At 60.7% G+C, this 25,322-nt stretch carries 28 protein-coding genes; 11 read left to right on the forward strand and 17 right to left on the reverse strand.

Annotated elements, in window-relative coordinates; genetic code table 11:
* Positions 1–19: 19 nt before the first annotated feature.
* The 5 genes from BFP96_RS19160 to BFP96_RS19180 are packed head-to-tail and all read right to left on the reverse strand — an operon-like array spanning position 20 to position 3,054.
* Entirely contained in the window at positions 20–325 is a 306-nt protein-coding gene (locus BFP96_RS19160; RefSeq protein ID WP_065892637.1) for an STAS domain-containing protein, read from the reverse strand.
* Positions 322–969, reverse strand: coding sequence for an MlaC/ttg2D family ABC transporter substrate-binding protein (locus BFP96_RS19165; protein WP_065897290.1), 648 nt, complete (start codon positions 967–969; stop codon positions 322–324). Before BFP96_RS19165 ends, BFP96_RS19160 begins: the two co-directional genes overlap by 4 nt.
* Positions 970–980: 11 nt before the next feature.
* Positions 981–1,448: an outer membrane lipid asymmetry maintenance protein MlaD gene (gene mlaD / locus BFP96_RS19170; protein WP_065885792.1), complete on the reverse strand. Its 468-nt coding sequence runs from the start codon at positions 1,446–1,448 to the stop codon at positions 981–983.
* Positions 1,448–2,245, reverse strand: a complete 798-nt coding sequence (gene mlaE / locus BFP96_RS19175; protein WP_057724578.1) for a lipid asymmetry maintenance ABC transporter permease subunit MlaE — start codon at positions 2,243–2,245, stop codon at positions 1,448–1,450. Before mlaE ends, mlaD begins: the two co-directional genes overlap by 1 nt.
* Entirely contained in the window at positions 2,245–3,054 is an 810-nt protein-coding gene (locus tag BFP96_RS19180; protein ID WP_057724577.1) for an ATP-binding cassette domain-containing protein, read from the reverse strand. Before BFP96_RS19180 ends, mlaE begins: the two co-directional genes overlap by 1 nt.
* A gap of 310 nt (positions 3,055–3,364) precedes the next feature.
* Here BFP96_RS19180 and BFP96_RS19185 point away from each other — a divergent pair, with 310 nt between their 5' ends.
* The 10 genes from BFP96_RS19185 to BFP96_RS19230 all read left to right on the forward strand — a co-directional run bounded on the left by BFP96_RS19185 (position 3,365) and on the right by BFP96_RS19230 (position 10,374).
* Positions 3,365–4,339: a KpsF/GutQ family sugar-phosphate isomerase gene (locus BFP96_RS19185; protein ID WP_065897286.1), complete on the forward strand. Its 975-nt coding sequence runs from the start codon at positions 3,365–3,367 to the stop codon at positions 4,337–4,339.
* Positions 4,340–4,864, forward strand: coding sequence for a KdsC family phosphatase (locus tag BFP96_RS19190; protein WP_003171809.1), 525 nt, complete (start codon positions 4,340–4,342; stop codon positions 4,862–4,864).
* 8 nt (positions 4,865–4,872) lie between these two features.
* Positions 4,873–5,445 (forward strand): LPS export ABC transporter periplasmic protein LptC, encoded by a 573-nt coding sequence (gene lptC, locus BFP96_RS19195; RefSeq protein WP_065885790.1) that lies wholly within the window; start codon positions 4,873–4,875, stop codon positions 5,443–5,445.
* A complete protein-coding gene (gene lptA / locus BFP96_RS19200) occupies positions 5,432–5,965 on the forward strand; it encodes a lipopolysaccharide transport periplasmic protein LptA (RefSeq protein ID WP_065885789.1) in 534 nt (177 codons plus the stop codon). Before lptC ends, lptA begins: the two co-directional genes overlap by 14 nt.
* Positions 5,965–6,690 carry an LPS export ABC transporter ATP-binding protein gene (gene lptB, locus BFP96_RS19205; RefSeq protein WP_004372092.1) on the forward strand — a complete coding sequence of 242 codons (726 nt, stop codon included), beginning with the start codon at positions 5,965–5,967 and terminating at the stop codon, positions 6,688–6,690. Before lptA ends, lptB begins: the two co-directional genes overlap by 1 nt.
* A gap of 184 nt (positions 6,691–6,874) precedes the next feature.
* Entirely contained in the window at positions 6,875–8,368 is a 1,494-nt protein-coding gene (locus tag BFP96_RS19210; RefSeq protein WP_057724573.1) for an RNA polymerase factor sigma-54, read from the forward strand.
* A 76-nt stretch (positions 8,369–8,444) separates the two neighbouring features.
* A complete protein-coding gene (hpf, locus tag BFP96_RS19215) occupies positions 8,445–8,750 on the forward strand; it encodes a ribosome hibernation-promoting factor, HPF/YfiA family (protein ID WP_003171804.1) in 306 nt (101 codons plus the stop codon).
* A 10-nt stretch (positions 8,751–8,760) separates the two neighbouring features.
* A complete protein-coding gene (gene ptsN, locus BFP96_RS19220) occupies positions 8,761–9,225 on the forward strand; it encodes a PTS IIA-like nitrogen regulatory protein PtsN (protein ID WP_065897284.1) in 465 nt (154 codons plus the stop codon).
* A gap of 2 nt (positions 9,226–9,227) precedes the next feature.
* Positions 9,228–10,085 carry an RNase adapter RapZ gene (gene rapZ, locus BFP96_RS19225; RefSeq protein WP_065885785.1) on the forward strand — a complete coding sequence of 286 codons (858 nt, stop codon included), beginning with the start codon at positions 9,228–9,230 and terminating at the stop codon, positions 10,083–10,085.
* A 16-nt stretch (positions 10,086–10,101) separates the two neighbouring features.
* Entirely contained in the window at positions 10,102–10,374 is a 273-nt protein-coding gene (locus tag BFP96_RS19230) for an HPr family phosphocarrier protein (RefSeq protein ID WP_065897282.1), read from the forward strand.
* A 37-nt stretch (positions 10,375–10,411) separates the two neighbouring features.
* Here BFP96_RS19230 and BFP96_RS19235 read toward each other — a convergent pair whose 3' ends face one another.
* The 6 genes from BFP96_RS19235 to pmbA all read right to left on the reverse strand — a co-directional run bounded on the left by BFP96_RS19235 (position 10,412) and on the right by pmbA (position 15,664).
* Entirely contained in the window at positions 10,412–11,305 is an 894-nt protein-coding gene (locus BFP96_RS19235) for a ZIP family metal transporter (protein ID WP_065936824.1), read from the reverse strand.
* A 32-nt stretch (positions 11,306–11,337) separates the two neighbouring features.
* Positions 11,338–11,949 (reverse strand): superoxide dismutase, encoded by a 612-nt coding sequence (locus BFP96_RS19240; RefSeq protein ID WP_065885782.1) that lies wholly within the window; start codon positions 11,947–11,949, stop codon positions 11,338–11,340.
* 1 nt (position 11,950) lies between these two features.
* Positions 11,951–12,379 (reverse strand): hypothetical protein, encoded by a 429-nt coding sequence (locus BFP96_RS19245; RefSeq protein WP_065892644.1) that lies wholly within the window; start codon positions 12,377–12,379, stop codon positions 11,951–11,953.
* A 27-nt stretch (positions 12,380–12,406) separates the two neighbouring features.
* Complete coding sequence (locus BFP96_RS19250) at positions 12,407–13,783, reverse strand: class II fumarate hydratase (RefSeq protein WP_065892645.1); 1,377 nt, start codon at positions 13,781–13,783, stop codon at positions 12,407–12,409.
* On the reverse strand, positions 13,776–14,171 hold the full coding sequence (locus BFP96_RS19255; RefSeq protein ID WP_065936825.1) for a FagA protein: 396 nt from the start codon (positions 14,169–14,171) through the stop codon (positions 13,776–13,778). Before BFP96_RS19255 ends, BFP96_RS19250 begins: the two co-directional genes overlap by 8 nt.
* 146 nt (positions 14,172–14,317) lie before the next feature.
* Positions 14,318–15,664 (reverse strand): metalloprotease PmbA, encoded by a 1,347-nt coding sequence (gene pmbA / locus BFP96_RS19260; protein WP_065885778.1) that lies wholly within the window; start codon positions 15,662–15,664, stop codon positions 14,318–14,320.
* A gap of 108 nt (positions 15,665–15,772) precedes the next feature.
* Between pmbA and yjgA the strand changes: the two genes are divergently transcribed.
* The gene (yjgA, locus tag BFP96_RS19265) at positions 15,773–16,294 is read left to right on the forward strand and encodes a ribosome biogenesis factor YjgA (protein ID WP_065885777.1); all 522 of its coding nucleotides are present in this window, start codon (positions 15,773–15,775) and stop codon (positions 16,292–16,294) included.
* 45 nt (positions 16,295–16,339) lie between these two features.
* Here yjgA and tldD read toward each other — a convergent pair whose 3' ends face one another.
* The 6 genes from tldD to mreD all read right to left on the reverse strand — a co-directional run bounded on the left by tldD (position 16,340) and on the right by mreD (position 25,252).
* Complete coding sequence (gene tldD / locus BFP96_RS19270; RefSeq protein ID WP_065892647.1) at positions 16,340–17,782, reverse strand: metalloprotease TldD; 1,443 nt, start codon at positions 17,780–17,782, stop codon at positions 16,340–16,342.
* A 16-nt stretch (positions 17,783–17,798) separates the two neighbouring features.
* On the reverse strand, positions 17,799–18,647 hold the full coding sequence (locus BFP96_RS19275; RefSeq protein ID WP_065936826.1) for a carbon-nitrogen hydrolase family protein: 849 nt from the start codon (positions 18,645–18,647) through the stop codon (positions 17,799–17,801).
* A gap of 48 nt (positions 18,648–18,695) precedes the next feature.
* Positions 18,696–22,511 carry a YhdP family protein gene (locus tag BFP96_RS19280; protein WP_065936827.1) on the reverse strand — a complete coding sequence of 1,272 codons (3,816 nt, stop codon included), beginning with the start codon at positions 22,509–22,511 and terminating at the stop codon, positions 18,696–18,698.
* Between the two features lie 76 nt (positions 22,512–22,587).
* On the reverse strand, positions 22,588–24,045 hold the full coding sequence (gene rng, locus BFP96_RS19285; protein WP_065885774.1) for a ribonuclease G: 1,458 nt from the start codon (positions 24,043–24,045) through the stop codon (positions 22,588–22,590).
* A 71-nt stretch (positions 24,046–24,116) separates the two neighbouring features.
* The gene (locus tag BFP96_RS19290; RefSeq protein ID WP_065936828.1) at positions 24,117–24,713 is read right to left on the reverse strand and encodes a Maf family protein; all 597 of its coding nucleotides are present in this window, start codon (positions 24,711–24,713) and stop codon (positions 24,117–24,119) included.
* A 50-nt stretch (positions 24,714–24,763) separates the two neighbouring features.
* Positions 24,764–25,252: a rod shape-determining protein MreD gene (gene mreD, locus BFP96_RS19295; RefSeq protein ID WP_065885772.1), complete on the reverse strand. Its 489-nt coding sequence runs from the start codon at positions 25,250–25,252 to the stop codon at positions 24,764–24,766.
* Positions 25,253–25,322: the final 70 nt, after the last annotated feature.

Raw genomic sequence — 25,322 nt, forward strand, 5'->3', positions numbered from 1 at the left:
CTTTTTTGATAAATGTGTATTAAGGGTGTGCCAACAGCTCGGTCAGGCCGGAAACCTCGGCAATCTCGCGCATGTCTTCAGGCAATGCACGGATGCTGAGTGGCTTTTTTGCCGCTTCGGCATCACGCATAAAGCACAGCAGCAGCGACAGACCGACGCTGCTGGACTTGGTCACCGCCGAGCAATCGACCACCAGGGCAGACGCGCTGCTGGCCTTGATCAGAGCCTGGCCCTGCTTGCGCAGGTCAGGCCCGGTGCGGTAATCGAGCACGCCGCTGAGCAACAGCTCGCCGGCGTCGCCGATACGAACAGCCGACTCGGTCATTGCGCTGGCTTCCCGGCTTCCTTATCGGAAGTTTCCTTGGCCTTGGCCACTTCACCGGCCCAACCATCGATGGTCTTGTCCAGGTCGTTGCCATTGCGCTGCATCGCGTCGGCGAACTGATCACGGAACAGCTTGCCGATATTGATGCCGTTGATGATCACGTTGCGCAGCTTCCACTCGCCCTTGACCTTCTCCAGGGTGTACTGCACAGGGTACACGGCACCATTGTTGCCCTTGACGCTCATGTTGACGCTGGTGCGGTCACCCGACTCATCCCCGGCCGGAGCCACGGTAATGCCCTGGTTGTTGTATTCAAGCAAGGCGTTGCCGTAGAACTGGAACAGCCCGCGCTTGAAGTTTTCCTGGAAACGCTGCATCTGCGCAGGCGTGGCCTTGCGCGAATACTTGACGGTCATGATGCTGCGGGAGATGCCTTCGGCATCGACCACCGGACCGACAATGCTGTTGAGCGCGTTGTAAAACAGGCTCGGGTCCTGTTTGTACTTTTCCTTGTTGGCCGACAGGTCAGCCAGCATTTTGTTGGTGGTGTCCTGCACCAGTTCGTGGGCGGAACCGGCTGCGTTGGCCATCAACGGCAGCGCTGCAAGCAGCACCAGAAGGCCGCGTCGCAAGGTAGAGATCATGAACAGATTCCTCATTTGGCGTCTTTATTGACCGTGTTGAGCAGGAATTTACCGATCAAGTCTTCAAGTACCAACGACGACTGTGTGTCGTGGATTGTCGAACCATCCTTGAGCAGGGCTGTTTCCCCGCCAACGCTGAGACCGATGTACTTCTCGCCCAGCAGACCCGCAGTGAGGATGGATGCGGTGGAGTCCGTCGGCAGATTGTCCACCTTCTTGTCCACTTGCATCGTCACTCGCCCGGTGAAGCTGTCGCGATCCAGATCGATTGCCGTGACCTTGCCGACGGTTACGCCAGCCATGGTCACTTTAGCTCTGACCGTCAAACCGGCGATATTGTCGAAGTACGCGTAAAGTTTATAAGTGTCGGCGGTGGGGCTGGCCGACAGGCCACTGACCCGCAGGGCCAGCAACAGTAAAGCCAGGATGCCAGCCAGCAAGAAAAGGCCGACACCGATTTCCACAGTGCGGTTTTGCATCAGAAATCTCCAAACATCAAGGCAGTCAAAATGAAGTCAAGGCCCAGTACCGCCAGCGAGGCGTACACAACGGTCTTGGTGGTGGCGCGACTGATCCCTTCTGAAGTGGGTTCACAGTCATAGCCTTGGAATACGGCGATCCAGGTCACTACAAAGGCGAAGACGATGCTCTTTATGATGCCGTTGAGCACGTCGCCCGTGAAGGTCACGCTGTTTTGCATGTTGGCCCAGTAGGAACCGTCATAGACGCCCAACCAGTCCACCGCCACCCACGAACCGCCCCAGATTCCGACCACGCTGAAGATCATCGCCAGCAACGGCAGGGAAATGAAGCCGGCCCACAGGCGCGGGGCAACAATGTACTTGAGCGGGTCCACGCCGATCATTTCCAGGCTGGACAGCTGCTCGGTGGACTTCATGTTGCCGATTTCGGCGGTCAGCGCCGAACCGGCACGCCCGGCGAACAACAACGCGGTGACCACCGGCCCCAGTTCACGCAACAGCGTCAGGGCGACCATCTGCCCTACCGCCTGCTCGGAACCGTAGCTGGACAGAATGTTGAAGCCTTGCAGCGCCAGCACCATGCCGATGAACACCCCGGAGACCACGATGATCACCAGGGACATCACGCCAACCGCATGCAGTTGCTTGAGCAGCAAGCCAAAGCCGCCACCGATACCGCCGCGACCGAGCAGGGCGTGGAACAGAAAAATAGTCGAACGCCCGAGGACTTCGACGATGTCGATGCCCGAGCGACCGAAAAGGCGAACCTTCTCGATAATAGATGTTTTGCGCATCAGCGCTTCCCCAGGAGATCTGCGCGGTAGTCCGCTGCCGGAAAGTGAAAAGGCACCGGGCCATCGGGATCGCCGGTCATGAATTGACGAATGCGCGGGTTATCGGCGTTCATCAGCTCCTCCGGCGTGCCCTGCCCCAGCACCTGGCCATCCCCCACGACATAGAGGTAGTCGGCGATGCTCGCGGTTTCGGCCAGGTCGTGGGACACCACGATGCTGGTGATCCCCAATGCGTCGTTGAGCAGGCGGATCAGGCGCACCAGCACGCCCATGGCGATCGGGTCCTGGCCCACGAAAGGCTCGTCATACATGAGGATCTGCGGGTCCAGTGCGATGGCTCGCGCCAGGGCGACGCGGCGCTTCATGCCGCCGGACAATTCGTCAGGCATCAGGTCGATGGCCCCGCGAAGTCCTACCGCCTGCAGTTTGAGCAGCACAATGTCACGAATCATCTCATCGGACAGCTGGGTGTGCACCCGCAGCGGGAACGCAACGTTTTCGAACACATCGAGATCGGTAAACAGCGCGCCGCTCTGGAACAGGACCCCCATGTGCTTGCGCGCATCGAACAGATCGCTGCGCGACAGGGTCGGCAGGTTCTGGCCGTTGACCCACACTTCGCCGGCACTGGGGCGCAATTGCATGCCCATCAGACGCAGCAAGGTGGTCTTGCCGCAACCGGAAGGCCCCATGATGCCCGTGACTTTTCCGCGAGGAATGCGAATATCGACGTTATTGAAGATGCTGCGCGTACCGCGCTTGAAGGAAAGGCCCTTCAGCTCGACCGCGTAGGCGTTATCGGCACTCATCTAATCTCCTTGGGATGCAGCCTTTCACTCAGACACCATGTATGCGACTTTCGTTTACCGCGGATGCGCAAATGTTTGCGCCATGGGTTGGGCGGACCGAACTGGCCGCGAACTATATCACTGCTGGTACAGCGCCCCCAAGGCCGGAACAGTGCTTGTTCAGATTCAGGACAGCGAAAAAAACGTAGCGGGTTGTGATATTGAGACGAATCCGGGAGACCTTCGGAATAAAGCCTGACGAACTTGCGTGAGGGAATTGATCATTACCGCTATAATCGCCGACTTTTCGTCAGGCTATACGATTTCAGACATGAGCCAATCCAGCGACCTTATTCAATCCGCACAACGCACCATCCGCCTCGAGCTGGAAGCCGTAGAAGGTTTGCTGGCCCACATCGACGCAGATTTCGTACGCGCCTGCGAGATGATTCTGGCCAGCAAAGGCCGCGTTGTCGTGGTTGGCATGGGCAAATCCGGCCACATCGGCAACAAGATCGCCGCGACGCTGGCAAGCACCGGCACCACGGCGTTCTTCGTGCACCCGGCCGAGGCCAGCCACGGCGACATGGGCATGATCACCCGGGATGACGTGATTCTGGCACTGTCCAACTCGGGCACCACCAACGAAATCGTGACCCTGCTGCCGCTGATCAAGCGCCTGGGCATCACGCTGATCAGCGTCACCGGCAACCCGGACTCGACGCTGGCCAAGGCCGCCGAAGTGAACCTGAACGTTCATGTCGCCCATGAAGCCTGCCCACTGAACCTGGCGCCCACCTCCTCCACGACCGCCGCGCTGGTCATGGGCGACGCCCTGGCGGTGGCCTTGCTGGAAGCCCGCGGATTCACGGCTGAAGATTTTGCTTTTTCCCACCCCGGCGGCGCCCTGGGCCGTCGCTTGCTGCTGAAAGTGGAAAACGTCATGCATGCGGGCGATGAATTGCCCCACGTACAACGCGGCACCCTGCTCAAGGATGCGCTGATGGAAATGACCCGCAAGGGCCTGGGCATGACCGTGATCCTGGAAGCCGACGGGCGACTGGCCGGCGTGTTCACCGACGGCGATTTGCGTCGTACCCTGGACCGCACCATCGACATCCACACCGCGACCATCGATGCCGTGATGACGCCCCACGGCAAGACCGCCCGCCCCGAGATGCTGGCGGCCGAAGCCCTGAAGATCATGGAAGACCACAAGATCGGCGCGCTGGTGGTGGTCGATGACAATGACCGCCCGATCGGCGCCCTGAACATGCACGACTTGTTGCGTGCAGGAGTGATGTAAATGACCAGCGACCTGTTGCAACGCGGTAAACACATCAAGTTGGCGATATTCGACGTCGATGGCGTGCTGACCGATGGCCGCCTGTACTTCCTCGAAGACGGCAGCGAATTCAAGACTTTCAATACACTCGACGGCCAGGGCATCAAGATGTTGATGGCCGCCGGCGTGCAAACCGCGATTATCAGTGGTCGAAAGACCCCCGTTGTGGAACGCCGCGCACAAAACCTGGGGATTGCTCACCTGTATCAGGGCCGCGAGGATAAACTGGTGGTGCTGGACGAGCTTCTTGGCCAACTCAACCTAAGCTATGAACAGGTCGCCTATCTGGGTGACGACCTGCCTGACCTGCCGGTGATCCGCCGGGTAGGCCTGGGCATGGCCGTCGCCAATGCCGCAGCGTTTGTGCGTGAACACGCCCATGGCATTACCACCGCCCGTGGCGGCGAGGGTGCCGCCCGCGAGTTCTGCGAATTGATCCTGCGTGCCCAGGGCAGTCTTGAAGCGGCCCACGCCGCCTACTTATAGAGCCTTATATGCTGAGCAAAAAGATTCGCAACTTTCTGTTATTCGGGGTCATCGCCGCGCTGTTCCTCGCGGTGGGCTACTGGAATATCAGCCCGGAGCGCTTTCTCGACAAACCTGTCGTGCAGGTTGATGAAAGCATCATCGATAACTTCGCCACCAACACCCACACCGTGCAGTTCCTGCCCGATGGCAAGGTGCAGTACGTGCTGGCCTCCGACAAGGTCGAGCGCTTGAAGGCCTCGGAAGTCAGCCTGCTGACCAATCCGGACCTGAACCTCTACCGTGGCACCGAACTGCCGTGGCATGTCACCAGCCTGCGTGGCGAGGTCAATCCGGACGGCACCCAGATCGAACTGATCGACTCGGTACGCGTCGCACGTACAGACGCGCAGAAGCGTGACACCATCATTACCAGCAGTCGCATGACGGTATTCCCACAACAGCAATATGCGCAGACCGAGCAAGACGTTAGAATCGACGGCGCTGGCGGTGTATCGACTGGCAAGGGAATGAAAGCGTATTTGAAAGAAAGCAGGATACACCTGCTATCGAACGTAAGAGGACAGTATGAGGCTCGTTAAAACCCTCCCTATTTTGCTCGGTCTGGGCGCAGCACTGGGAAGCGTGAGCGCCTGGGCTCTGCCGAACGATAGCCAGCAACCGATCCACATCTCGGCTGACGATGCGCAGCTGGATGACAAACAAGGCGTCGCGACCTACACCGGTGGCGTCATCATCACCCAGGGCTCGATGAAGATCACCGGTAACACGGTGACCCTGACGCGTACCCAGGCCGGCGATATCGATGTCGTGACCTCGGTGGGCAACCTGGCTTACTTCGAGCAGCAGCAAAAGGCAGAAGACCCAGGCCCGATGAAGGGCTACGGCAAGACCATTCAATACCATGCCCAGCAAAATCGCATCGTATTGATTGACCAGGCCAAGGTACTCAGTGCCGACGGCAACTCGACCGAAGGCGAGAAAATCGTCTACAACACCAAGACCCAGGTCGCCCAGGCCGGTCGCGCCAATGGCAACAAGCTCAGCACACCTCGCCCACGGATCGACATGGTCATCCAGCCGAAGAAGAAGGCCGAGTAATGGCAACCCTGAAAGCCCAGCATCTGGCCAAGGCCTATAAAAGCCGTCAGGTGGTACGCGATGTGAGCCTGTCGATCGACAGCGGCCAGATCGTCGGCTTGCTCGGCCCCAACGGCGCCGGCAAGACTACCTGCTTCTATATGATCGTCGGGCTGGTCCAGGCGGACCAGGGACGCGTATTGATCGACGACCTGGACGTCAGCCACCAGCCAATGCACGGCCGTGCCCGCGCAGGTATCGGCTATCTTCCCCAGGAGGCGTCGATCTTCCGCAAACTGTCGGTGGCCGACAACATCATGGCGATCCTCGAGACCCGCAAGGAACTCGACCGCGATGGCCGCCGCCAGGAGCTGGAAAGCCTGCTGCAGGAATTCCACATCAACCACATCCGCGACAACCTCGGCATGAGCCTGTCCGGGGGTGAGCGTCGTCGTGTGGAGATCGCCCGCGCCCTGGCAACCGCGCCGAAATTCATCCTGCTGGACGAACCGTTTGCCGGTGTCGACCCGATTTCGGTGGGCGATATCAAGCAGATCATCCATCACCTCAAGGCCAAGGGCATTGGTGTGTTGATCACCGACCACAACGTGCGTGAAACCCTGGATATCTGCGAAACCGCTTACATCGTCAACGATGGGCAACTGATCGCCGAAGGTGATTCCGCGACGATCCTGGCCAACGAGCTGGTGAAAGAAGTTTACCTCGGTCACGAGTTCCGCCTGTAGACACAGTGATATCGGGCCATTGGCAAGAGTGCGAGCGAGTCAATGAAAACCTCGGTTTTTTTATTGTTACCGCGCTCTAGGCAAAGGCCCTGATTTCAGGCATATAATTTGCTTATGTTTGGCGCTCACGCGCCCTGTCGTGGATGGCGCATTGCGCCGGCGAATAAGGTGTTAAGCCCCTGCCATGAAACCATCGCTAGTCCTGAGAATGGGCCAGCAGCTGACGATGACACCGCAGCTGCAACAGGCCATCCGCCTGCTCCAATTGTCGACCCTGGACCTGCAACAGGAAATCCAGGAGGCCCTGGAGTCCAATCCGATGCTCGAACGCCAGGAAGAAGGCGACGACTTCGACAACACAGACCCTTTGGCCGACAACATCGAGCAAAAGCCCAATCCCGACGTGCAGGAACCGTCCTATCAGGAAACCGCCCCTACGGTGGATAACCTCGAGGACGGCGAATGGAACGAACGCATTCCCAACGAGCTTCCCGTGGATACCGCCTGGGAAGACGTGTACCAGACCAGCGCCAGCAGCCTGCCCAGCAATGATGATGACGAATGGGACTTCACCACCCGTACGTCCGTGGGCGAAAGCCTGCAGAGTCACCTGTTGTGGCAACTGAACCTGGCGCCGATGTCCGACACCGATCGCCTGATCGCCGTCACCCTGATCGATTGCATCAACAACCAGGGCTATCTGGACGAGACGCTGGAAGAAATTCTTGAGGCGTTCGACCCGGAGCTGGATATCGAGCTGGACGAGATCGAAGCCGTCCTGCACCGCATCCAGCAATTCGAGCCCGCCGGGATTGGCGCCCGTACGCTCAGCGAGTGCCTGTTGCTGCAACTGCGCCAACTGCCGGCCAAGACCCCCTGGCTGGCTGAAGCCAAGCGCCTGGTCAGCGACTACATCGACCTGCTGGGTAGCCGCGACTACAGCCAGCTGATGCGTCGCATGAAGCTCAAGGAAGACGAGCTACGCCAGGTCATCGAGCTGGTGCAGAGCCTCAACCCGCGCCCGGGCTCGCAGATCGAGTCCAGCGAAGCCGAATATGTCGTGCCTGACGTGATCGTGCGCAAGGACAACGAGCGCTGGCTGGTCGAGTTGAACCAGGAGTCGGTGCCACGCCTGCGGGTCAACCCGCAATACGCCGGTTTCGTGCGCCGCGCCGATACCAGCGCCGACAACACCTTCATGCGCAACCAGCTGCAGGAAGCGCGCTGGTTCATCAAGAGCCTGCAAAGCCGCAACGAAACCCTGATGAAAGTCGCCACCCAGATCGTCGAGCACCAGCGCGGCTTCCTGGAATATGGTGACGAAGCCATGAAACCGCTGGTGCTGCATGACATCGCCGAGGCGGTCGGCATGCATGAATCGACGATTTCACGGGTGACCACGCAGAAATTCATGCATACCCCGCGGGGCATATATGAGCTGAAATACTTTTTCTCCAGCCACGTAAGCACCTCCGAAGGCGGCGAATGCTCGTCCACGGCGATCCGCGCGATCATCAAAAAACTGGTTGCCGCGGAAAATCAGAAAAAGCCGTTGAGTGACAGCAAGATCGCTGGTTTACTGGAGGCACAAGGCATTCAGGTCGCCCGTCGAACCGTCGCCAAGTACCGCGAGTCCCTCGGGATCGCGCCTTCCAGCGAGCGTAAGCGTTTGATGTGACGGGCGGGGCATAGCGTTCCAGTGGCAGGCGCTTTTCGCCTGCCGCTTTATGCACTGGCAACGAAGGAGAAGCTGTATGCAAGTCAACATCAGTGGACACCAACTGGAAGTCACCAAGCCCCTGCGTGAATACACCGAGAGCAAGCTGAACAAGCTTGCGGGGCACTTTGACAAGATCACCAACGTGCAGGTCATCATGGAGGTCGACAAGCTCAAACAGAAAATCGAGGCCACCCTGCACGTACCGAATGCCAAACTCGTCGCCAATGCGGAACATGAAGATATGTACGCGGCGATTGACTCGCTCTACGACAAGCTCGACCGCCAACTCATAAAGCATAAGGAAAAGAATCTGCACCTGATGCAAGGTACAGGTCGTTAACCCTCCCCCCATGATCCGACTTGAAACCATCCTGACCCCCGGCCGTTCCCTCGTGAACGTGCCGGGCGGCAGTAAAAAGCGCGCCCTTGAACAAATTGCTAATCTGATTGGGCGTGAAGTGCCCGAGCTGGATACGCAAGCTGTATATGAGGCATTGATTGCACGTGAAAAACTCGGCTCCACCGGTTTTGGTAACGGCATCGCCATCCCCCACTGCCGCCTAAAAGGCTGCGAAACACCGGTCAGCGCTCTGCTGCACCTGGATCACCCTATCGATTTCGACGCCATCGACGGTGCCCCGGTTGACCTGCTGTTCGTCTTGCTGGTCCCGGAAGCCGCCACCGATGCCCACCTGGAACTGCTCCGGCAGATCGCCAGCATGCTCGACCGCAAGGAAGTGCGCGATAAATTGCGCAGCGCCGGCAGTAACGAGGCGCTGTATCAGGTCGTCCTGGATGAGCAAAACGGGCAGTAATCATGCGCTTGATCATCGTCAGCGGCCGTTCCGGCTCGGGTAAGAGCACTGCGCTTAACGTTCTTGAAGACAGCGGCTTCTATTGCATCGACAACCTGCCCGCCGGCTTGCTGCCGGAATTGGCGGAGCGCGCCCTGATCCACACCGAACTGGCGCAACCGCTGGTCGCTGTGTCGATCGACGCCCGCAACCTGCCCAGCCACCTCTCACGGTTCCCCGAACTGCTTGAGGAGGTGCGCGCCAAGCATATTCATTGCGACGTGCTGTACCTGGACGCCGACGAGGAAACCCTGCTCAAGCGGTTCTCCGAAACCCGTCGACGTCACCCGCTCAGCAGCGCCAACCGTTCCCTGGCCGAAGCCATCGAGGACGAAACCAAACTGCTGGGGCCGATCATCGATCTGGCCGACCTCAAGATCAACACCACCAACCTGAACCTTTACCAACTGCGCGATGCGATCAAGTTGCGATTGCTGAACCAGCCGGAGCCTGGCACGGCGTTCCTGGTCGAGTCGTTTGGCTTCAAGCGCGGCATGCCGGTGGATGCCGACTTGGTGTTCGATGTGCGCTGCCTGCCCAATCCCTATTGGAAACCGGAGTTGCGCGATCAGTCCGGGCTTGACCAACCCGTGATCGACTACCTGGCGGCACAACCGGATGTGGAAGATATGTTTCAGGACATCTCCACCTACCTGCTCAAATGGTTGCCGCGCTTTGCTGCCAGCAACCGCGCCTATGTCACCATTGCCATCGGCTGCACCGGCGGCCACCACCGTTCCGTCTACCTGACGGAGCGACTGGGCCAGGTGCTGCAACAAACCCTCAAGAACGTCCAGGTTCGCCACCGCGACCTTAGCTGAAAGGAACACCACTGCGATGCCGGCTCGGGAAATTGAAATCATCAACAAGCTGGGCTTGCACGCCCGCGCATCAGCCAAGTTTGTCGGTGTCGCCGGGCGGTTCCCCTGCCAGATCCGCGCCGGGCGTGACCCTGAATCGATGGTCGACGGCAAGAGCATCATGGCAATGATGATGCTCGCCGCAGGCAAGGGCACTAAAATCCATCTGGAAACCGAGGGTGAACAAGAGCAGGAAGCGATGGACGCGTTAGTCAAGCTGATCAACAACTACTTCGACGAGGGCGAATAACGCCTTCCTCTTGCGGGAGCGAACTGGCTCGCTCCTGCTATCCCAACGCCGTATCCATCACCATCATCAAGCAAAACCCGATGCACAATCCCAGACTGGCGAGCTTGTCGTGACCGTTGCGGCGTGACTCAGGGATGACCTCATGGGTCACCACCAGCAGCATCGCCCCTGCAGCGAGTGCCAGGCCCAAGGGCAGCAGCACTTCGGCAAGGCTCACCAACCACGCGCATAACACGGCAAAGACGGGCTCGACCAATCCCGACGCGGCGCCAATCAGAAACGCCTTGATCCGCGACATCCCCGCCCCTGCCAATACCAGCGCAATCACCAGGCCTTCCGGTACGTCCTGCAGGGCAATGCCCATGGCGAGGCTGTCGGCATCCGCCATGCCGCCGCCGGCAGAAACACCCACGGCCATGCCTTCCGGGATGTTGTGGGCAATGATGGCGAACACAAAGAGCCAGATACGCGGCGGGATCACCGGCTTATCCGGCGTGCCCACCAGCATTTCCGGGCTGGCGCCCGAGACCTTGCGGTCGACAAGATACAGCCCGAACGCACCCAGCATGATGCCGAAGCTGATCAAGCCTCCCGCCCCCCAGGGCGTGAGCCCCAGGTTTTCTGCGGCGGCAATACCCGGCACCACCAGCGAAAAGGCGGTCGCCGCCAGCATGACCCCCGCACCAAAACCCAGCAGGGTGTCGCTCAACGCCGCCGGCATACGGCGAATCACCAGCACCGGAACCGCGCCCAGCGCAGTACCGAGCGCACAGATGCCCCCGCCCTGAAGCGCTCGCAAGATGCGCGGCTCCAGGTCGAGCCAAGCCAGGCCATGAGCCACCAGCAATGCCGTACCGACTAATAGAAGCAGGGAGCCAAACGCGTAGCGAAATAATCGCACGCTGCTGATCGCCAGTGTTTCAGTGCCCATGGTCGGCCTTAGATCTTGTGATGGAGTGAATATCAGGCCAATGCAGCCTGATAGCGTGCGGCAACCTCGGGCCAGTTGATGACGCTATAGAATGCATTGATGTACTCCGGTCGTCGGTTTTGATACAGCAGGTAGTAGGCGTGTTCCCAGACGTCCAGGCCGAGGATCGGCGTATTGCCGCTCATCAACGGGCTATCCTGGTTACCGCTGCTTTCCACCACCAGGGTCTTTTGCGGGGTCACACTCAACCAAGCCCAGCCGCTGCCGAAGCGGGTCAACGCCGCCTTGGTAAAAGCCTCTTTGAAGCTGTCGAAGCCCCCCAACTGCTCGTCGATGGCCCGGCCCAGAACACCCTCGGGTTTTCCGCCACCCGTCGGCGACATGACCGCCCAGAACAGCGAGTGGTTGGCATGGCCGCCTCCCTGGTTGACCACGGCAGTGCGCAGTTTCTCCGGGAGTTTTTCAACGCTGGACACCAGCTTCTCCACCGGCCAGCCCGCAAACTCAGTGCCCTCGACCGCAGCATTGAGATTATTGATGTACGTCTGGTGGTGCTTGGTGTAGTGAATTTCCATGGTTTGCGCATCGATATGGGGTTCGAGGGCGTCAAAGGCATAAGGCAGGGCCGGCAGGGTGTAGGTCATATCAATGTGCTCCATATTGAGAGGGGGTCGGTTGCGTCGCAGCACCGCCCAGCAAACGATGGGTGCGCGGGTATTCGCCGTGATCGCTGATGAAATTCAACAGTTCGACATAGGTTTTGCTGCTCTGGCGCAGCGCTGCCTCACGCAACTGCGGACTGAGCCGTGGGTCCTGCATGGTCTGCAGCAGCCGTTGGTGAATGGCGCAGAGGTATTCCGCGCTTTCCTCAGGCTGGTTGAGACGCAGGTGCAGGTCTGCCAGGTTGTGGTGGGAGATAACGCAAGCCGCCACCGCTTCGTCGGCATCCGCCCAGCGTTCGAACAACACTTGGGCCAGGGCCAGGGCTTGCAGGTAGGCCTCACGGGCGTCAACCAGCTCGCCTGCCATAAAGCAGCGATTGGCCCGTTCGATCGTGCGTTTCCAGTGCTCCATGGTGAACCTCCAAAGCGGGGTCGATGATCACACGCCGCCAGCCGTGAGCTTTTCCGGGTCCAGCAGGACTTCCAGTTGGCTGCGCGGCAAGTCGGTGTGTTCGAGGGCGACATCGATCACCGGACGGCCCTGCTGATAAGCCTGCTTGGCGATTTCGGCGGCCTTTTGGTAACCAATGATCGGATTGAGGGCGGTGACTAGAATCGGGTTGCGCGACAATGCTTCCTTGAGCTTCGCTTCGTTGACCTTGAAGCTTGCGATGGCCTTGTCTGCCAGCAAACGGCTGGCGTTGGCCAGCAGCTCCAGGCTGCTGAGCAGGTTCTGGGCGATGATCGGCAGCATCACGTTCAGTTCGAAGTTGCCCGATTGGCCGGCCACGGTAATCACCGTATCGTTGCCGATGACTTGCGCGGCCACCATGGCCGTGGCCTCGGGGATTACCGGATTGACCTTGCCCGGCATAATCGAAGAACCCGGCTGCAGCGCCTCCAGTTCGATTTCGCCCAGGCCTGCCAGTGGACCGGAGTTCATCCAGCGCAGGTCATTGGCGATCTTCATCAGCGACACCGCAGTGGCTTTCAACTGGCCGGAGACGGCGACGGCGGTGTCCTGGGAGCCAATCAACGCAAACAGGTTCTTGCCCGGCGTGAACTTCACCTGGGTCAGGTGGCTCAGGTGCCCGCTGAAGCGTGCGGCAAACTCAGGGTGGGCGTTGATGCCGGTGCCTACGGCCGTGCCACCCTGGGCCAGCGCCTGCAGTGCCGGCAACAGGTCCTGCAAGTGGCCGATATTGGCCTTGAGTTGCTGCGCCCAACCATTGAGCACCTGGCTCATGCGCACAGGCATGGCATCCATCAAGTGGGTGCGCCCGGTCTTGATGAACGGGTGAACCGCTTCGGCTTTTTGCTCGATCACCTGCACCAGGTGCAGCAAGGCCGGCAGCGTCTGCTCGTGCAGCACCAGCGCGGCGCTGACATGAATGGTGGTAGGAATGATGTCGTTACTGCTTTGCCCGCAGTTGACGTGGTCGTTGGGGTTTACCACCTCGCCCAGCAAGCGACTGGCCAGGGTTGCAATCACTTCGTTGGCGTTCATGTTGGAACTGGTACCGGAGCCGGTCTGGAAAATATCCACCGGGAAGTGCTGCATGTAGTCGCCTTCCAACAGACCCTGGGCGGCATCGACAATGGCCTTGCCCTGCCCTTCGCTGATTTGCTTGAGGTCGACGTTGGCCCTGGCTGCGGCGGCTTTGGCCAGGATCAGCGCGCGAACGAATTGCGCCGGCATGCGCTGATGGCTGATCGGAAAGTTGTTCACCGCGCGCTGGGTTTGCGCGCCGTACAGGGCTTCGGCGGGGACTTGCAGTTCGCCCATGCTGTCGCGTTCGATACGGGTGTTACTCATCATTTGATCCTTGCACCAGGTCGGAGAAAGAGAGGGATGGCAGCAATTGGCAGGTCGCCAACTGCCAGGCAAACGCCTGCCAGCGCTTGAGCCGGCAGGCGCAGTGGGAGAGTTTTTCCAGGTCACCCAGCGGGCGCCAGGCCTGGTCCAGACACAGGGCGCGCCAATGCCACGGCAGCGCGACATCGTTGGCGGTGTCGATGAGCAGGCGAAATGAGGTTTCGGCGATTGTCCACGGGTGCGTTGCGGTGCAACACGCCAGGTACCGCCCCTCATTGAGGTAATGTTCGATCAGGCGAGGTTCATTGGGGTCGAGCCCGCAGCGGATCTGCCGACTCATCCAGCGCCAACTTTCCAGGTACGGGTCCTCACGCAAGACAGAACTCATGATCCACACTCATCCAGTAATGATATTCATTATTAAATGATATTGAGAATCAAAACAAGAACAGTGGGTCGATCCTGCCTCACAGAGCCACAAAAAAAGGCGCGCCATCATCGAGATGGCGCGCCTTTTTGGTGAAGCGTCGCAGGTCAGCTGCCGGCGACAGTCATCCGTTCAATCAACACGGAGCCGGTGCGGATATTGCTGCGCAGCTCCAGATCGTTACCCACGGCAACGATCTGCTTGAACATATCGCGCATGTTGCCGGCGATGGTCACTTCCTGGACGGCGAACTGAATCTCGCCGTTTTCCACCCAGAATCCCGCCGCGCCACGGGAATAGTCACCCGTCACCATGTTCAGGCCGTGGCCCATCAATTCGGTCACCAGCAGGCCGCGGCCCATGCGACGCAACAGGGCCGCCTGGTCTTCATCGCCATGGGTCACGAACAGGTTATGGACGCCGCCGGAGTTGGCGGTGCTGGGCAGGCCAAGCTTGCGGCCCGCGTAGGTGCCCAATACATAAGACACCAACTCGCCTTTCTCGACGAACGGCTTGGCGTAAGTGGCCAGGCCATCGCCGTCGAACGAGGCGCTGCCCATGGCGCGCATGAGGTGCGGACGCTCATCGATGGTCAGCCATTCAGGGAACAGCTGCTGGCCGATCGCGCCTTCCAGGAACGAAGACTTGCGATAGAGGTTGCCGCCGGAAATCGCCCCGAGGAAACTGCCGAACAGGCCACCGGCCAATTCGGCGGAAAACAGCACCGGCACCTCGCACGTGGGTACCGGGCGGGCGCCCAGGCGACTGGCTGCACGCTGCGCAGCGCGCTGGCCAATGCTTACCGGATCTGCCAGCAACTCACCCTGACGATTCACGTCGTACCAGTAATCCCGCTGCATCTGGCCATTGGCTTCAGCGATCATCACGCAGCTCAGGCTGTGACGGGTGGACGCATAACCCCCGATAAAACCATGGCTGTTGCCGTACACACGGCAACCCTGATGGGTGCTCAGCGTGGTGCCGTCGGCGTTCTTGATGCGAGCATCGGCGTCGAACGCTGCCGCTTCGCAGGTCAGCGCCTGCTCGATGGCTTGCTCGGGCGTGATGTCCCAGGCGTGGAACAGATCGAAATCCTGCAAGTCCTTGGCCATCAACGCTTTGTCGGCCAAGCCCGAGCTTTCATCCTCGGAGGTGTGCTTGGCGATTGCCAACGCAGCGGCGACGGTCTCGCGAATCGCCTCCGGGCCGCTGGCCGACGTGCTGGCCGAGCCCTTGCGCTGGCCCACGTACAAGGTAATGCCGAACCCCTGGTCGCGGTTGAATTCGACGGTTTCCACTTCCCGCTGACGTACCGACGTCGACAGCCCCTGCTCCAGCGACACCGCTACTTCACAGGCGCTGGCCCCCTGGCGCTTGGCCTCGGCAAGGATCTGCTCGACTTGTTCCTGCAGTGCCGGTAACGCTTGCGGACCGACGCTTTGGGCTGCACTCATGGTGTTCTCCACTCAAATTCTGCTCTCGGTTAAGGCCGTCGAGCGACCGGGCCGGACAAGCGGCCCCCGACTGGTTATCATGGCGGCGTTTCTTTGCGGACTGCCACCATGGTTGATTCTTACGACGACTCCCTCGATGGGGAGAAAAGCAAAACCCAGGTCAAACGCGAGCTGCATGCTCTGGTTGACCTTGGCGAGCGCCTTACAACGCTCAAGAAAGACTTGATTGCCAAACTGCCACTGACCGACGAAATGCGTCGGGCCTTGGCCGATGCGCCTAAGCACACCGCGAATATCGCGCGCAAACGGCACATCATGTTTATCGGCAAGCTGATGCGCGATCAGGACACTGACGCCATTCTGGCCTTGCTCGATCAAACCGATGCCTCCACTCGCCAGTACAACGAACGCTTCCATAACCTGGAACGCTGGCGTGACCGCCTGATCTCGGGCGATGACGCCGTGCTGGAAAAATTCGTATTGGACTATCCGGAAGCGGACCGCCAGCAATTGCGCTCCCTGATCCGTCAGGCCCAACACGAACAGGCGCATAACAAGGCGCCTGCCACCAGCCGTAAAATCTTCAAATACATCCGTGAGCTGGACGAGACTCAACGCGGTCTGCGCTGATCCTCTTCCCCGGGTGGCGACCTTCGCCACCCGAAGCTCCACGGCTTACGACCCCGTGCCACCCACGGTGATCGCATCGATTTTCAAGGTTGGCTGGCCCACGCCCACCGGCACCGACTGCCCATCCTTCCCGCACGTGCCCACGCCGCTGTCCAGCGACAGGTCGTTACCCACCATCGACACCTTGCTCATGGCCTCCGGCCCATTACCGATCAATGTAGCGCCCTTGACCGGTGCGGTAATCTTGCCGTCTTCGATCAAGTACGCCTCGCTGGTGGAGAACACGAACTTGCCGCTGGTGATATCCACCTGCCCGCCACCGAGGTTGGCGCAGTAGATGCCGCGCTTCACCGAGGCAATGATTTCTGCCGGATCGCTTTCACCCCCGAGCATGTAGGTGTTGGTCATGCGTGGCATCGGCAGGTGGGCATAGGATTCGCGGCGACCGTTGCCGGTGCGCGCCACGCCCATCAGCCGGGCGTTGAGCTTGTCCTGCATGTAGCCCTTGAGCACGCCGTTTTCGATCAGGGTGGTGCACTCCGTCGGCGTGCCCTCGTCATCCACACTTAACGAACCCCGGCGACCGGCCAGGGTGCCGTCATCGACAATGGTGCACAGCTTGGATGCGACCATCTCGCCCATGCGCCCGCTATAGGCCGAACTGCCCTTGCGGTTGAAGTCGCCTTCCAGCCCATGCCCTACGGCTTCGTGCAGCAACACACCGGACCAGCCCGAGCCCAGCACCACCGGCAAGGTACCGGCCGGCGCAGGAATCGCTTCCAGGTTGACCAGTGCCTGGCGCAGCGCTTCACGGGCGTAACCCATGGCGCGGTCTTCAGCGAGGAAATAACGGTAGTCGGTACGCCCGCCGCCGCCATGGCCACCGCGTTCGCGGCGACCGTTCTGCTCGACGATCACACTGACGTTGAAACGCACCAGTGGCCGTACATCCGCCGCCAGCCCGCCGTCGGTGGACGCGACAAGGATGCGCTCCCACACACCGGCCATGCTCACGGTGACCTGCTGGATACGCGGGTCGAGGGCACGAGTAGCCGCGTCAACACGCTTGAGCAGCTCGACCTTTTCCGCGCGGCTGATCACTTCCAGCGGATTATCCGGCGCGTACAACTGAGCCACGTCCTGGGTACTGAACGCCTGCACCGTGCCGTTCTGGCCCGCGCGGGAAATCGAACGCGCCGCACGCGCCGCCAGGCCCAGGGCCTCCAGGGTAATCGCGTTGCTGTAGGCAAAACCGGTTTTTTCGCCCGATTGCGCGCGAACCCCTACACCCTGGTCAAGGTTGAAACTGCCTTCCTTGACGATGCCGTCTTCCAGCGCCCAGGACTCGGAAATCTGCCCCTGGAAATACAGGTCGGCCGCGTCGATGCCTGGCCCGGCCAGATCGCCCAGCACGGTTTGCAGATTTTCGATGGTCACGCCACCGGGTGCCAGGAGATGTTCACTGACTGAGGACAACAACTCGCTCATAGGTTTGGCCTTAAATTCATCGTTCTGAAGCAGGTCGCTGTGCGCCCTGCGAGAAAAAGCGCCGGTGGTTGACCACCGGCATGCGCGCCCGTATCGACGCCTGTTCACTGCTGTCGCGTGCGGCCACCAGCACCGCTTCGCCTTGATCCTGCCGGGCCAGCACGCGCCCCCAAGGGTCGATAATCGCCGCGTGCCCATGGGTTTCCCGTGGCCCCGGGTGTACACCGCCCTGGGCGGCCGCCAGCAGATAACACTGGGTCTCGATGGCCCGCGCGCGAATCAGCACATCCCAATGCGCTGCGCCGGTTACCGCCGTAAACGCCGACGGCGCACTGATCAATTCAGCCCCCGCCGCACGCAACTCGCTGTACAACTCGGGGAAGCGCAGGTCGTAACACACCGTCAGCCCCAGGCGCCCCACGGGCGTATCCGCCACGACCACATTGCTTCCGAAAGCATAGTCGTCGGATTCGCGATAGCGACCTCGGGCGTCCGCTACATCCACGTCGAACAAGTGCAGCTTGTCGTAACGAGCGACGACTTCACCGCGGTCGTCGATCAGCAGCGAGCAGGCGTTGGGCTTGGCGTCCGGTTGATCCCTGGGTGGCAACGGTATTGTGCCCGCCACTATCCATAAGGTGAGGTCGCGGGCGGTCTGTTTCAACCAGGGCAGGATCGGACCTTCACCCATTGCCTCGGCGCGACCGATATCGGCCATGTCACGGCGGCCCATGGCGGCAAAGTTCTCCGGCAGTACCGCGAGCCTGGCGCCATCCGCGGCCGCGCGTTCCAGCAGGCGGCGTGCCTGGGCCAGGTTAGCCGGCACATCACTCTGGCTGACCATTTGAATTACCGCAAAGGACATGGGCCGACACTCCGTAAAGGGCATGCGACCATGCTACTCCACAGCCTCTCAGTTTGGCTTTTCAAATGGCTTGTCGAAGGTGATTTTCGGGTCTTTCCAGGGGCCTTGCACGGTGTACTGCACACTGGCGAAGCGCGATACCCGGTCGCCGATCAACTTGTCGATCAGGAACAACGCACCGCCGATGGCCGGCGCGCCGACGATCAACGCCGCAATGGGCAGGTTGTTGGTGACCGGCAGGGTCACCAGCAACTTGGCATCGACGCGATCCGCCACCAGGTCCAGGGTGCCATTGAGTTCCAGGTTGGTGGACGGCCCGGTCATGGTGATGGGCTCACGGGTCACGAACACACCGTCACTGGCCGCCAGCAAACCCTTGACCCGGTCATAGCTCAAGCCCTTGCCGAGCAAGTCGGAGAAGTCCAGGCGCAAACGGCGGCCAATGGAATTGAAGTTAAGCAGGCCGAACACCCGCAGCGCCTGGGCGCCACCCTCCACTTCCACAAACTGGCCTCTACGGAACGCTGCGTCCAGGCTACCGGAGAACCGCTTGGGCCCGACCCAGGCGGGCGAGCCCGGCCAGCGACCATCCACGTCCAGATGAAAGTCCTCGCTGGTCACCGTGGGCGCAAACCCCCACCCCTTGAGCACGTCAGCGATATTCTTGCCGTCCAGTCGTCCTTTGTACCAACTGCTGCTGGCCCCCGGCGCGCCTTCCCAACCACCGGCCCCGTTGAGTTGCATGCCCTTGAGGCCCAGGTTCAGGTTGTTGAAGGCCATGCCCCTGGCGGTCGGGCGGATTTTCAGCGACCACGCGCCCACCAGGTCCGGGCCCTGGAACAGTTGGTCGATGGTGATATCCAGCGCAGGAATTTCCTTGGGGTCGACATCGGCCAACGGGTCCGGCGCGTTCTCGTCAGCCTGCACGGTAGGGTCCACGGCGGGCAGCTTCACGTATTGCAGGTTGACGGCAATGGGCGCGCCCTTGGCATCCGGCAGATTCACCGTGCCCTTGGCTTGCTGGCTGTCGAACTGCAGGCCCCAGGCCACGGGCTTGCGATCCAGCTGCAGTTTGACCTGGTCGAATTGAGTACCAAAGCCGGTCAGCTTGCCCACCTTGAAATCGGCGCCACTGAGCAGTTGCTTGGCACTGCCGCCCGGATCGTTACCCGCGTAACGGTTCGCGAGTTTTTTCCACGGGTCGATATCCAGTTCTGAGAGCACCCCGCGAACGCGCAGCCCCTTGGCGCCGGGTAATACCGCATCGCCATTGCCGAGGAACAATTCGCCGCGTCCATCATTGAAATTATCCGACGGCGCCGCAAAGGTGAAATTGGCCAGCTCACCGTAATCAAACCAGTAACGCCGCTCAGCGCCCTGCAAGGTCATGCGGAACGTACTGTCACGGCCCTGGCTCGCCGGCATGCCGAATGGCGCCGGCAAATCAACCGCAACGCCCTTGAGATTGGAGTCGACCATCAGCTGACTGTCCGCGCCGTCCAGGATGACTTGCAACTGGTACGGGATATCGCCGGACACCGGCAGCGGCTGGCTGATTTTCAGCCAGTCCGTGAGCCGCTTGACCGTGACCTGCCCCTTGGCGGTGACGCGGGTGCTGATGGCGCCGGGCTTGCCTTCGGCAAAAATCTGCGCGGTGATCGGGCGGTCAAACGCCTGGGCCGAAATATTCTGGCCGCTCAAGCCTTTGGCGCTGTCGAAACGGAAATCGCCCTTGAGCTGGGTCAGGTCCAGGGTGGGCTCCGCCAATTGCAGGCGCGCCTTGTCGGTCTTGAAGTCGACCACGATTTTGGGTTCGGTGCCCTTGGCCAGCGGCACATCCAGGTCCAGGCTGCCTTGCAGGTTGCCCTCGCCCTTCCAGCCCGCAAAGGTGGAGGCGGTGCCGATCGGGGCTTCCTGGAGGATTTTCAGACCATCGCCCAACCCACCGGAGAATCCGCCGGTGAGCAGCAGGTGGCTGTCTTGGCCGGCCGGCGCGTGAGGGATATTGACGTAGACGTCCTTGACCTGGGTATCGAGCAACTGACCCTTGCTGGCCAGGATGCGCACGCCGCTCTCCTCGACAAATACCTCACCCTTGACCTTGCTCACATGGGGCCAGCCCGGCTGGAACGCCAACTCGGCATCGTGCACCTTGAAGAACAGGCTGATATTGCGTGAAGCCGGCAGCGCGTTGTGGCTCAGCGAGCCCTGGTACTGGAAGAATCCTTCGTCTACCGCGCCTTTGAGGATCGCCGTGCGCAACCACTCATCCAGCGCCGGGCTCAACACGGCGGGCAGATACTTGGGGGTGAAACGACCATCGCCATCGACCATGCCGACCCGCAGGTCCATGTAGTCCTCCTGGCTATGGTCGAAATGCAGGCGAATCAGGAAGTCCGCAGCGACCTTGCCTTCCTCCCCCAGCACCTTGATATACGGTGCGATGAGCGTGAAGCCCTGTTTGTCCAGCGTCCAGGTCAGGCGCGCATTGGCCTGGATGTACTGCCAGGGCTTGGCGAAGATCGGCGACAGATGCAGGGAAAAGTCCTTGCTGTCCATGCGCAACTCGCCATGGCCCAGGTCGCCGCTGATGCTGCCGGACACGTTGCGCGCGGCCGGTGCGCCGAAATACGCGTCAAAACCGACACGCTCAAGGTTGGCGGCAAAACTGACTTTCTGATCGGTGCTGTCCTGTGGGCGGAAGTCCACGAGCACATTGCGCAACAGGCCGGTGGCTTTGAGGTGCTCGACGGCCTTGGCGAAACCTTCCGGCAGCGGTGCCAGGGCATTGAGCAAGGGCGTGATGGGGGTCAGGTCGAGCCGGTCGGCCTGAAGTTTCCACACTTCCTGATCTTTATCGGTCGCCAGGTTCTGCTGCAGTTGCAGGCGTGATTCCCAGCGGGTTTCGCCGATATTCATCGCCAGCGAATCAAACAGCACCTTGAGGCCGCCGTCGCTGCGTTGCACATAAGCGGTCAGGGCGAGGTTCTCGATGTGTACCGGCTTACGCTCGGCGTAGCTGCCTTTGACTTGCGGTGAATCGAGGCGCACCACGGCGCTCTGTACGGTGCCGTTGGCCCAATTGAGCCAGAACTCACCGCCGGCCTTGAGCTGGGTGAGCTTCCATTGCTGGGTCAGCCGGGACGGAATCCACTTGGCCCAGTCGCTTTGAGGCAGGCTCAGGTAGGCCTCGACCTCGGCGTCTTTCCATTGGCTGGCGCGCATGCGGCTGCGCAGGCTCAAGGCCAGCGGTTGGCCGTCGGGTAATGTCAGGCGCGCGTCCACGCGTTGCCGGGTCGTGCCGGTGTGCAGGTTCAGGCCTACATACGTCACGGTCACCGGCGCGCGGTCGAACGGTTGCAGCGTCACCTGGCTGTCGAGCACCGATACGCGCTTGACCATTTGCATGCGGGTGAGCAGTTGCTCCGGGTCCAGTGGCTGGTCGTCCTGTATGGGCAAGCCTTGCAGCGCCCAGCGACCGTCCTTGTCTTCCTTGACGCTCAACTGCAAGCCGCTGACTTGCAGGTGGGCGATGCGCACTTCGCGAGCCATCAGGCTGGCCCAGAGGTCGGGCACCACCTCAACCTGGTCCAGCCGCAATGCACTGCTGCCCTCCCCGACCATCACGTCATGGGCCAGCAGTATTGGCGCAAATCCGCTCCAGCGGCCTTCGAGGCTGCCAATATGCACAGGCATCTGTACGGCAACCTGGGCCTTGGCTTCGACTTCAGCGCGGTATTCGGCCACCAGCGGGGTCAATTCACGGCCCAGGCTCACGTACACCGCCGCCACTACCAGCAGCAACGCACACAGGCCCAGTCCCCAACGGGTCAAAGCGGCAAAAAAGCGTATCAGACGCTCCATGTCAGGCGACCCTCAAGGCAGTGGTCGGACCGCAGGTCTGCGCCTGTCGGTCTCGAAAAGAGAAAGCGAATGGGGATCAGAGCAGCACCACGTCGTATTGTTCCTGGGAGTACATGGTTTCGACCTGAAAACGAATGGTGCGCCCGATAAAGCCCTCCAGTTCAGCGACGTTACCCGACTCTTCATCCAGCAGGCGGTCCACCACTTTCTGGTTGGCGAGCACTCTATAACCTTCGGCCTGGTAGGCGCGTGCCTCCCGTAGAATTTCGCGGAAAATCTCGTAGCAAACCGTTTCCGGGGTCTTCAATTTGCCGCGGCCCTGGCAACTGCTGCAGGGCTCGCACAGCACTTGTTCAAGGCTTTCGCGGGTGCGCTTGCGGGTCATCTGCACCAGGCCCAGCTCGGTGATGCCAATGATGTTGGTCTTGGCGTGGTCGCGCTCCAGCTGCTTTTCGAGGGTGCGCAGGACCTGGCGCTGGTGCTCGCCATCTTCCATGTCGATGAAGTCGATGATGATGATGCCGCCCAGGTTGCGCAGACGCAGTTGGCGCGCAATCGCGGTGGCCGCTTCGAGGTTGGTCTTGAAGATGGTTTCTTCGAGGTTGCGGTGGCCCACGAACGCGCCGGTGTTGACGTCAATGGTGGTCATGGCTTCCGCCGGGTCCACCACCAGATAACCGCCGGATTTGAGCGGGACCTTGCGCTCCAGGGCTTTCTGGATTTCGTCTTCGACGCCATACAGGTCGAAGATCGGCCGCTCGCCCGGATAGTGCTCCAGGCGGTCGGCAATTTCCGGCATCAGCTCGGCGACAAATTGCGTGGTGCGCTGGAAGGTTTCCCGCGAGTCGATGCGAATTTTCTCGATCTTCGGGCTGACCAGATCGCGCAAGGTACGCAACGCCAGGCCGAGGTCTTCATAGATCACGCTGGGCGCGCCGATGGTCTGGATCTGCGCCGCGATCTGGTCCCACAGCCGCCGCAGGTAGCGGATATCCATCAGGATTTCATCGGCGCCCGCGCCTTCGGCGGCGGTGCGCAGGATAAAACCACCGGCTTCCTTGATGCCTTCGGCGGCCACGCAGTCGCTGACCACCTTCTTCAGGCGCTCGCGCTCGGCTTCATCTTCGATCTTGAGGGAAATCCCCACATGGGCGGTACGCGGCATATACACCAGGTACCGCGAAGGAATCGACAGTTGAGTCGTGAGCCGGGCGCCCTTGGAGCCGATGGGGTCCTTGGTGACCTGCACCACCAGGCTCTGCCCTTCGTGCACCAGGGCGCTGATGCTTTCCACCGCCGGGCCTTCGCGCAGGGAGATTTCCGAGGCATGGATAAACGCGGCGCGGTCCAGGCCGATGTCGACGAAGGCCGCCTGCATGCCCGGTAATACGCGTACCACCTTGCCTTTATAGATATTGCCGACGATCCCGCGCTTCTGGGTACGTTCCACATGCACTTCTTGCAGAACACCGTTCTCTACCACCGCCACGCGCGATTCCATCGGCGTGATATTGATCAGAATCTCTTCACTCATGGCTGGGTCTCGTTCAGGCGTTTTCACAATAGTGACCGACCGCTAATGGCTTGGCGCGAAAGTAGAAGCGCTCAGCACGCGTTAAGGTTTTGCCAACAGGGTATGCCGAATTGGCCCAGCAGTTGCGCGGTTTCGCACACCGGCAGGCCGACCACGGCGGAATAGCTGCCATTGAGCCCGCTCACGAACACCGAGCCAAGCCCCTGGATAGCATAGCCGCCAGCCTTGTCCCGGGGTTCGCCGCTGTGCCAGTAGGCCGTCGCTTCTTGGACAGAAATGTCGCGAAAAATGACTCGGCTGCTGACACACCGGGTTTCACAGCGCTGGCCGTCGGTCAGGGCAACGGCCGTGAGGACTTCATGCTCACGCCCTGCCAGGGCCATCAACATGGCCAAGGCATCGGCCTGGTCCACCGGCTTGCCAAGGATCTTGCCATCGACGATAACCGCCGTGTCGGCGCCCAATACGCAGATGCCTATGGTTTGCTCGAGCGCAGCCAAACCCGCCGCGGCCTTGCTTCGCGCGAGGCGCTCGACATAAGCCACAGGGGTTTCGTGTGTGAGAGGCGTTTCATCGATGGCGGCGCTGACCACGGTGAAAGGCACACCGATCTGGGTCAACAACTCACGTCGCCGCGGGGAGCCCGAGGCCAGATAAAGCATATTCACTGCAGACTCTCCCTGTAGGGTTCGATAACCAGGCAGAGCCTCGCAATCCATCAATTGATTTTATAGCGACGACGTAACCCACGCAGGCCGAAACTGACCCAGGGCCACAGCAATGCGCTGACCAGCGCCGGCAACACCAGTGCCAGGGTGGGCTGGCGATTGCCGGTCAAGGCACTGAGCCAGAGTTGAACGAGCTGCGCCAGACCGAAGATCACCAGGATCACCAGGCACTGCTGCCACATCGGGAACATGCGCAAGCGCTGCTGCAACGACAGCACCAGGAACGTAATCAGGGTCAGGATCAGTGCATTCTGGCCCAGCAAGGTGCCATAGAGCACATCCTCCGCCAAGCCCAGGCACATCGCCGTGACCATGCCCACTTTGTGCGGCAGGTTCAACGACCAGAACGCCAACAGCAGGGCCAGCCACAGCGGCCGCAGGATTTCCATGAATTGCGGCAGCGGTGAAACGCTGAGCAGCAAGCCGATGGCAAAGGTCAGCCAGACAATCCAGCCATTGCGCGATTGAGTGCTGGCCATTATTCCTCCCTCTGCCGCGTTGTGGCCGGGGCGGTGGTCGCGGGCCTCGCGGCAGGCGTGGTGGTCGCCG

The sequence above is a fragment of the Pseudomonas sp. 34 E 7 genome (assembly GCF_900005715.1).
GTDB lineage: Bacteria > Pseudomonadota > Gammaproteobacteria > Pseudomonadales > Pseudomonadaceae > Aquipseudomonas > Aquipseudomonas orientalis_A.

What these genes read in the sequence shown, in the direction of transcription:
- BFP96_RS19240 (WP_065885782.1), bottom strand. Translation starts at nt 11,949, where the DNA reads ATGACCTACACCCTGCCGGCCCTGCCTTATGCCTTTGACGCCCTCGAA.
- BFP96_RS19165 (WP_065897290.1), bottom strand. Translation starts at nt 969, where the DNA reads ATGATCTCTACCTTGCGACGCGGCCTTCTGGTGCTGCTTGCAGCGCTG.
- BFP96_RS19280 (WP_065936827.1), bottom strand. Translation starts at nt 22,511, where the DNA reads ATGGAGCGTCTGATACGCTTTTTTGCCGCTTTGACCCGTTGGGGACTG.
- lptC (WP_065885790.1), top strand. Translation starts at nt 4,873, where the DNA reads ATGCTGAGCAAAAAGATTCGCAACTTTCTGTTATTCGGGGTCATCGCC.
- ptsN (WP_065897284.1), top strand. Translation starts at nt 8,761, where the DNA reads ATGATCCGACTTGAAACCATCCTGACCCCCGGCCGTTCCCTCGTGAAC.
- BFP96_RS19255 (WP_065936825.1), bottom strand. Translation starts at nt 14,171, where the DNA reads ATGAGTTCTGTCTTGCGTGAGGACCCGTACCTGGAAAGTTGGCGCTGG.
- BFP96_RS19235 (WP_065936824.1), bottom strand. Translation starts at nt 11,305, where the DNA reads ATGGGCACTGAAACACTGGCGATCAGCAGCGTGCGATTATTTCGCTAC.
- tldD (WP_065892647.1), bottom strand. Translation starts at nt 17,782, where the DNA reads ATGAGCGAGTTGTTGTCCTCAGTCAGTGAACATCTCCTGGCACCCGGT.
- BFP96_RS19275 (WP_065936826.1), bottom strand. Translation starts at nt 18,647, where the DNA reads ATGTCCTTTGCGGTAATTCAAATGGTCAGCCAGAGTGATGTGCCGGCT.
- rapZ (WP_065885785.1), top strand. Translation starts at nt 9,228, where the DNA reads ATGCGCTTGATCATCGTCAGCGGCCGTTCCGGCTCGGGTAAGAGCACT.
- yjgA (WP_065885777.1), top strand. Translation starts at nt 15,773, where the DNA reads ATGGTTGATTCTTACGACGACTCCCTCGATGGGGAGAAAAGCAAAACC.
- lptB (WP_004372092.1), top strand. Translation starts at nt 5,965, where the DNA reads ATGGCAACCCTGAAAGCCCAGCATCTGGCCAAGGCCTATAAAAGCCGT.
- mreD (WP_065885772.1), bottom strand. Translation starts at nt 25,252, where the DNA reads ATGGCCAGCACTCAATCGCGCAATGGCTGGATTGTCTGGCTGACCTTT.
- BFP96_RS19160 (WP_065892637.1), bottom strand. Translation starts at nt 325, where the DNA reads ATGACCGAGTCGGCTGTTCGTATCGGCGACGCCGGCGAGCTGTTGCTC.
- pmbA (WP_065885778.1), bottom strand. Translation starts at nt 15,664, where the DNA reads ATGAGTGCAGCCCAAAGCGTCGGTCCGCAAGCGTTACCGGCACTGCAG.
- hpf (WP_003171804.1), top strand. Translation starts at nt 8,445, where the DNA reads ATGCAAGTCAACATCAGTGGACACCAACTGGAAGTCACCAAGCCCCTG.
- BFP96_RS19245 (WP_065892644.1), bottom strand. Translation starts at nt 12,379, where the DNA reads ATGGAGCACTGGAAACGCACGATCGAACGGGCCAATCGCTGCTTTATG.
- mlaD (WP_065885792.1), bottom strand. Translation starts at nt 1,448, where the DNA reads ATGCAAAACCGCACTGTGGAAATCGGTGTCGGCCTTTTCTTGCTGGCT.
- BFP96_RS19210 (WP_057724573.1), top strand. Translation starts at nt 6,875, where the DNA reads ATGAAACCATCGCTAGTCCTGAGAATGGGCCAGCAGCTGACGATGACA.
- rng (WP_065885774.1), bottom strand. Translation starts at nt 24,045, where the DNA reads ATGAGTGAAGAGATTCTGATCAATATCACGCCGATGGAATCGCGCGTG.
- BFP96_RS19185 (WP_065897286.1), top strand. Translation starts at nt 3,365, where the DNA reads ATGAGCCAATCCAGCGACCTTATTCAATCCGCACAACGCACCATCCGC.
- BFP96_RS19250 (WP_065892645.1), bottom strand. Translation starts at nt 13,783, where the DNA reads ATGAGTAACACCCGTATCGAACGCGACAGCATGGGCGAACTGCAAGTC.
- BFP96_RS19230 (WP_065897282.1), top strand. Translation starts at nt 10,102, where the DNA reads ATGCCGGCTCGGGAAATTGAAATCATCAACAAGCTGGGCTTGCACGCC.
- lptA (WP_065885789.1), top strand. Translation starts at nt 5,432, where the DNA reads ATGAGGCTCGTTAAAACCCTCCCTATTTTGCTCGGTCTGGGCGCAGCA.
- BFP96_RS19190 (WP_003171809.1), top strand. Translation starts at nt 4,340, where the DNA reads ATGACCAGCGACCTGTTGCAACGCGGTAAACACATCAAGTTGGCGATA.
- BFP96_RS19180 (WP_057724577.1), bottom strand. Translation starts at nt 3,054, where the DNA reads ATGAGTGCCGATAACGCCTACGCGGTCGAGCTGAAGGGCCTTTCCTTC.
- mlaE (WP_057724578.1), bottom strand. Translation starts at nt 2,245, where the DNA reads ATGCGCAAAACATCTATTATCGAGAAGGTTCGCCTTTTCGGTCGCTCG.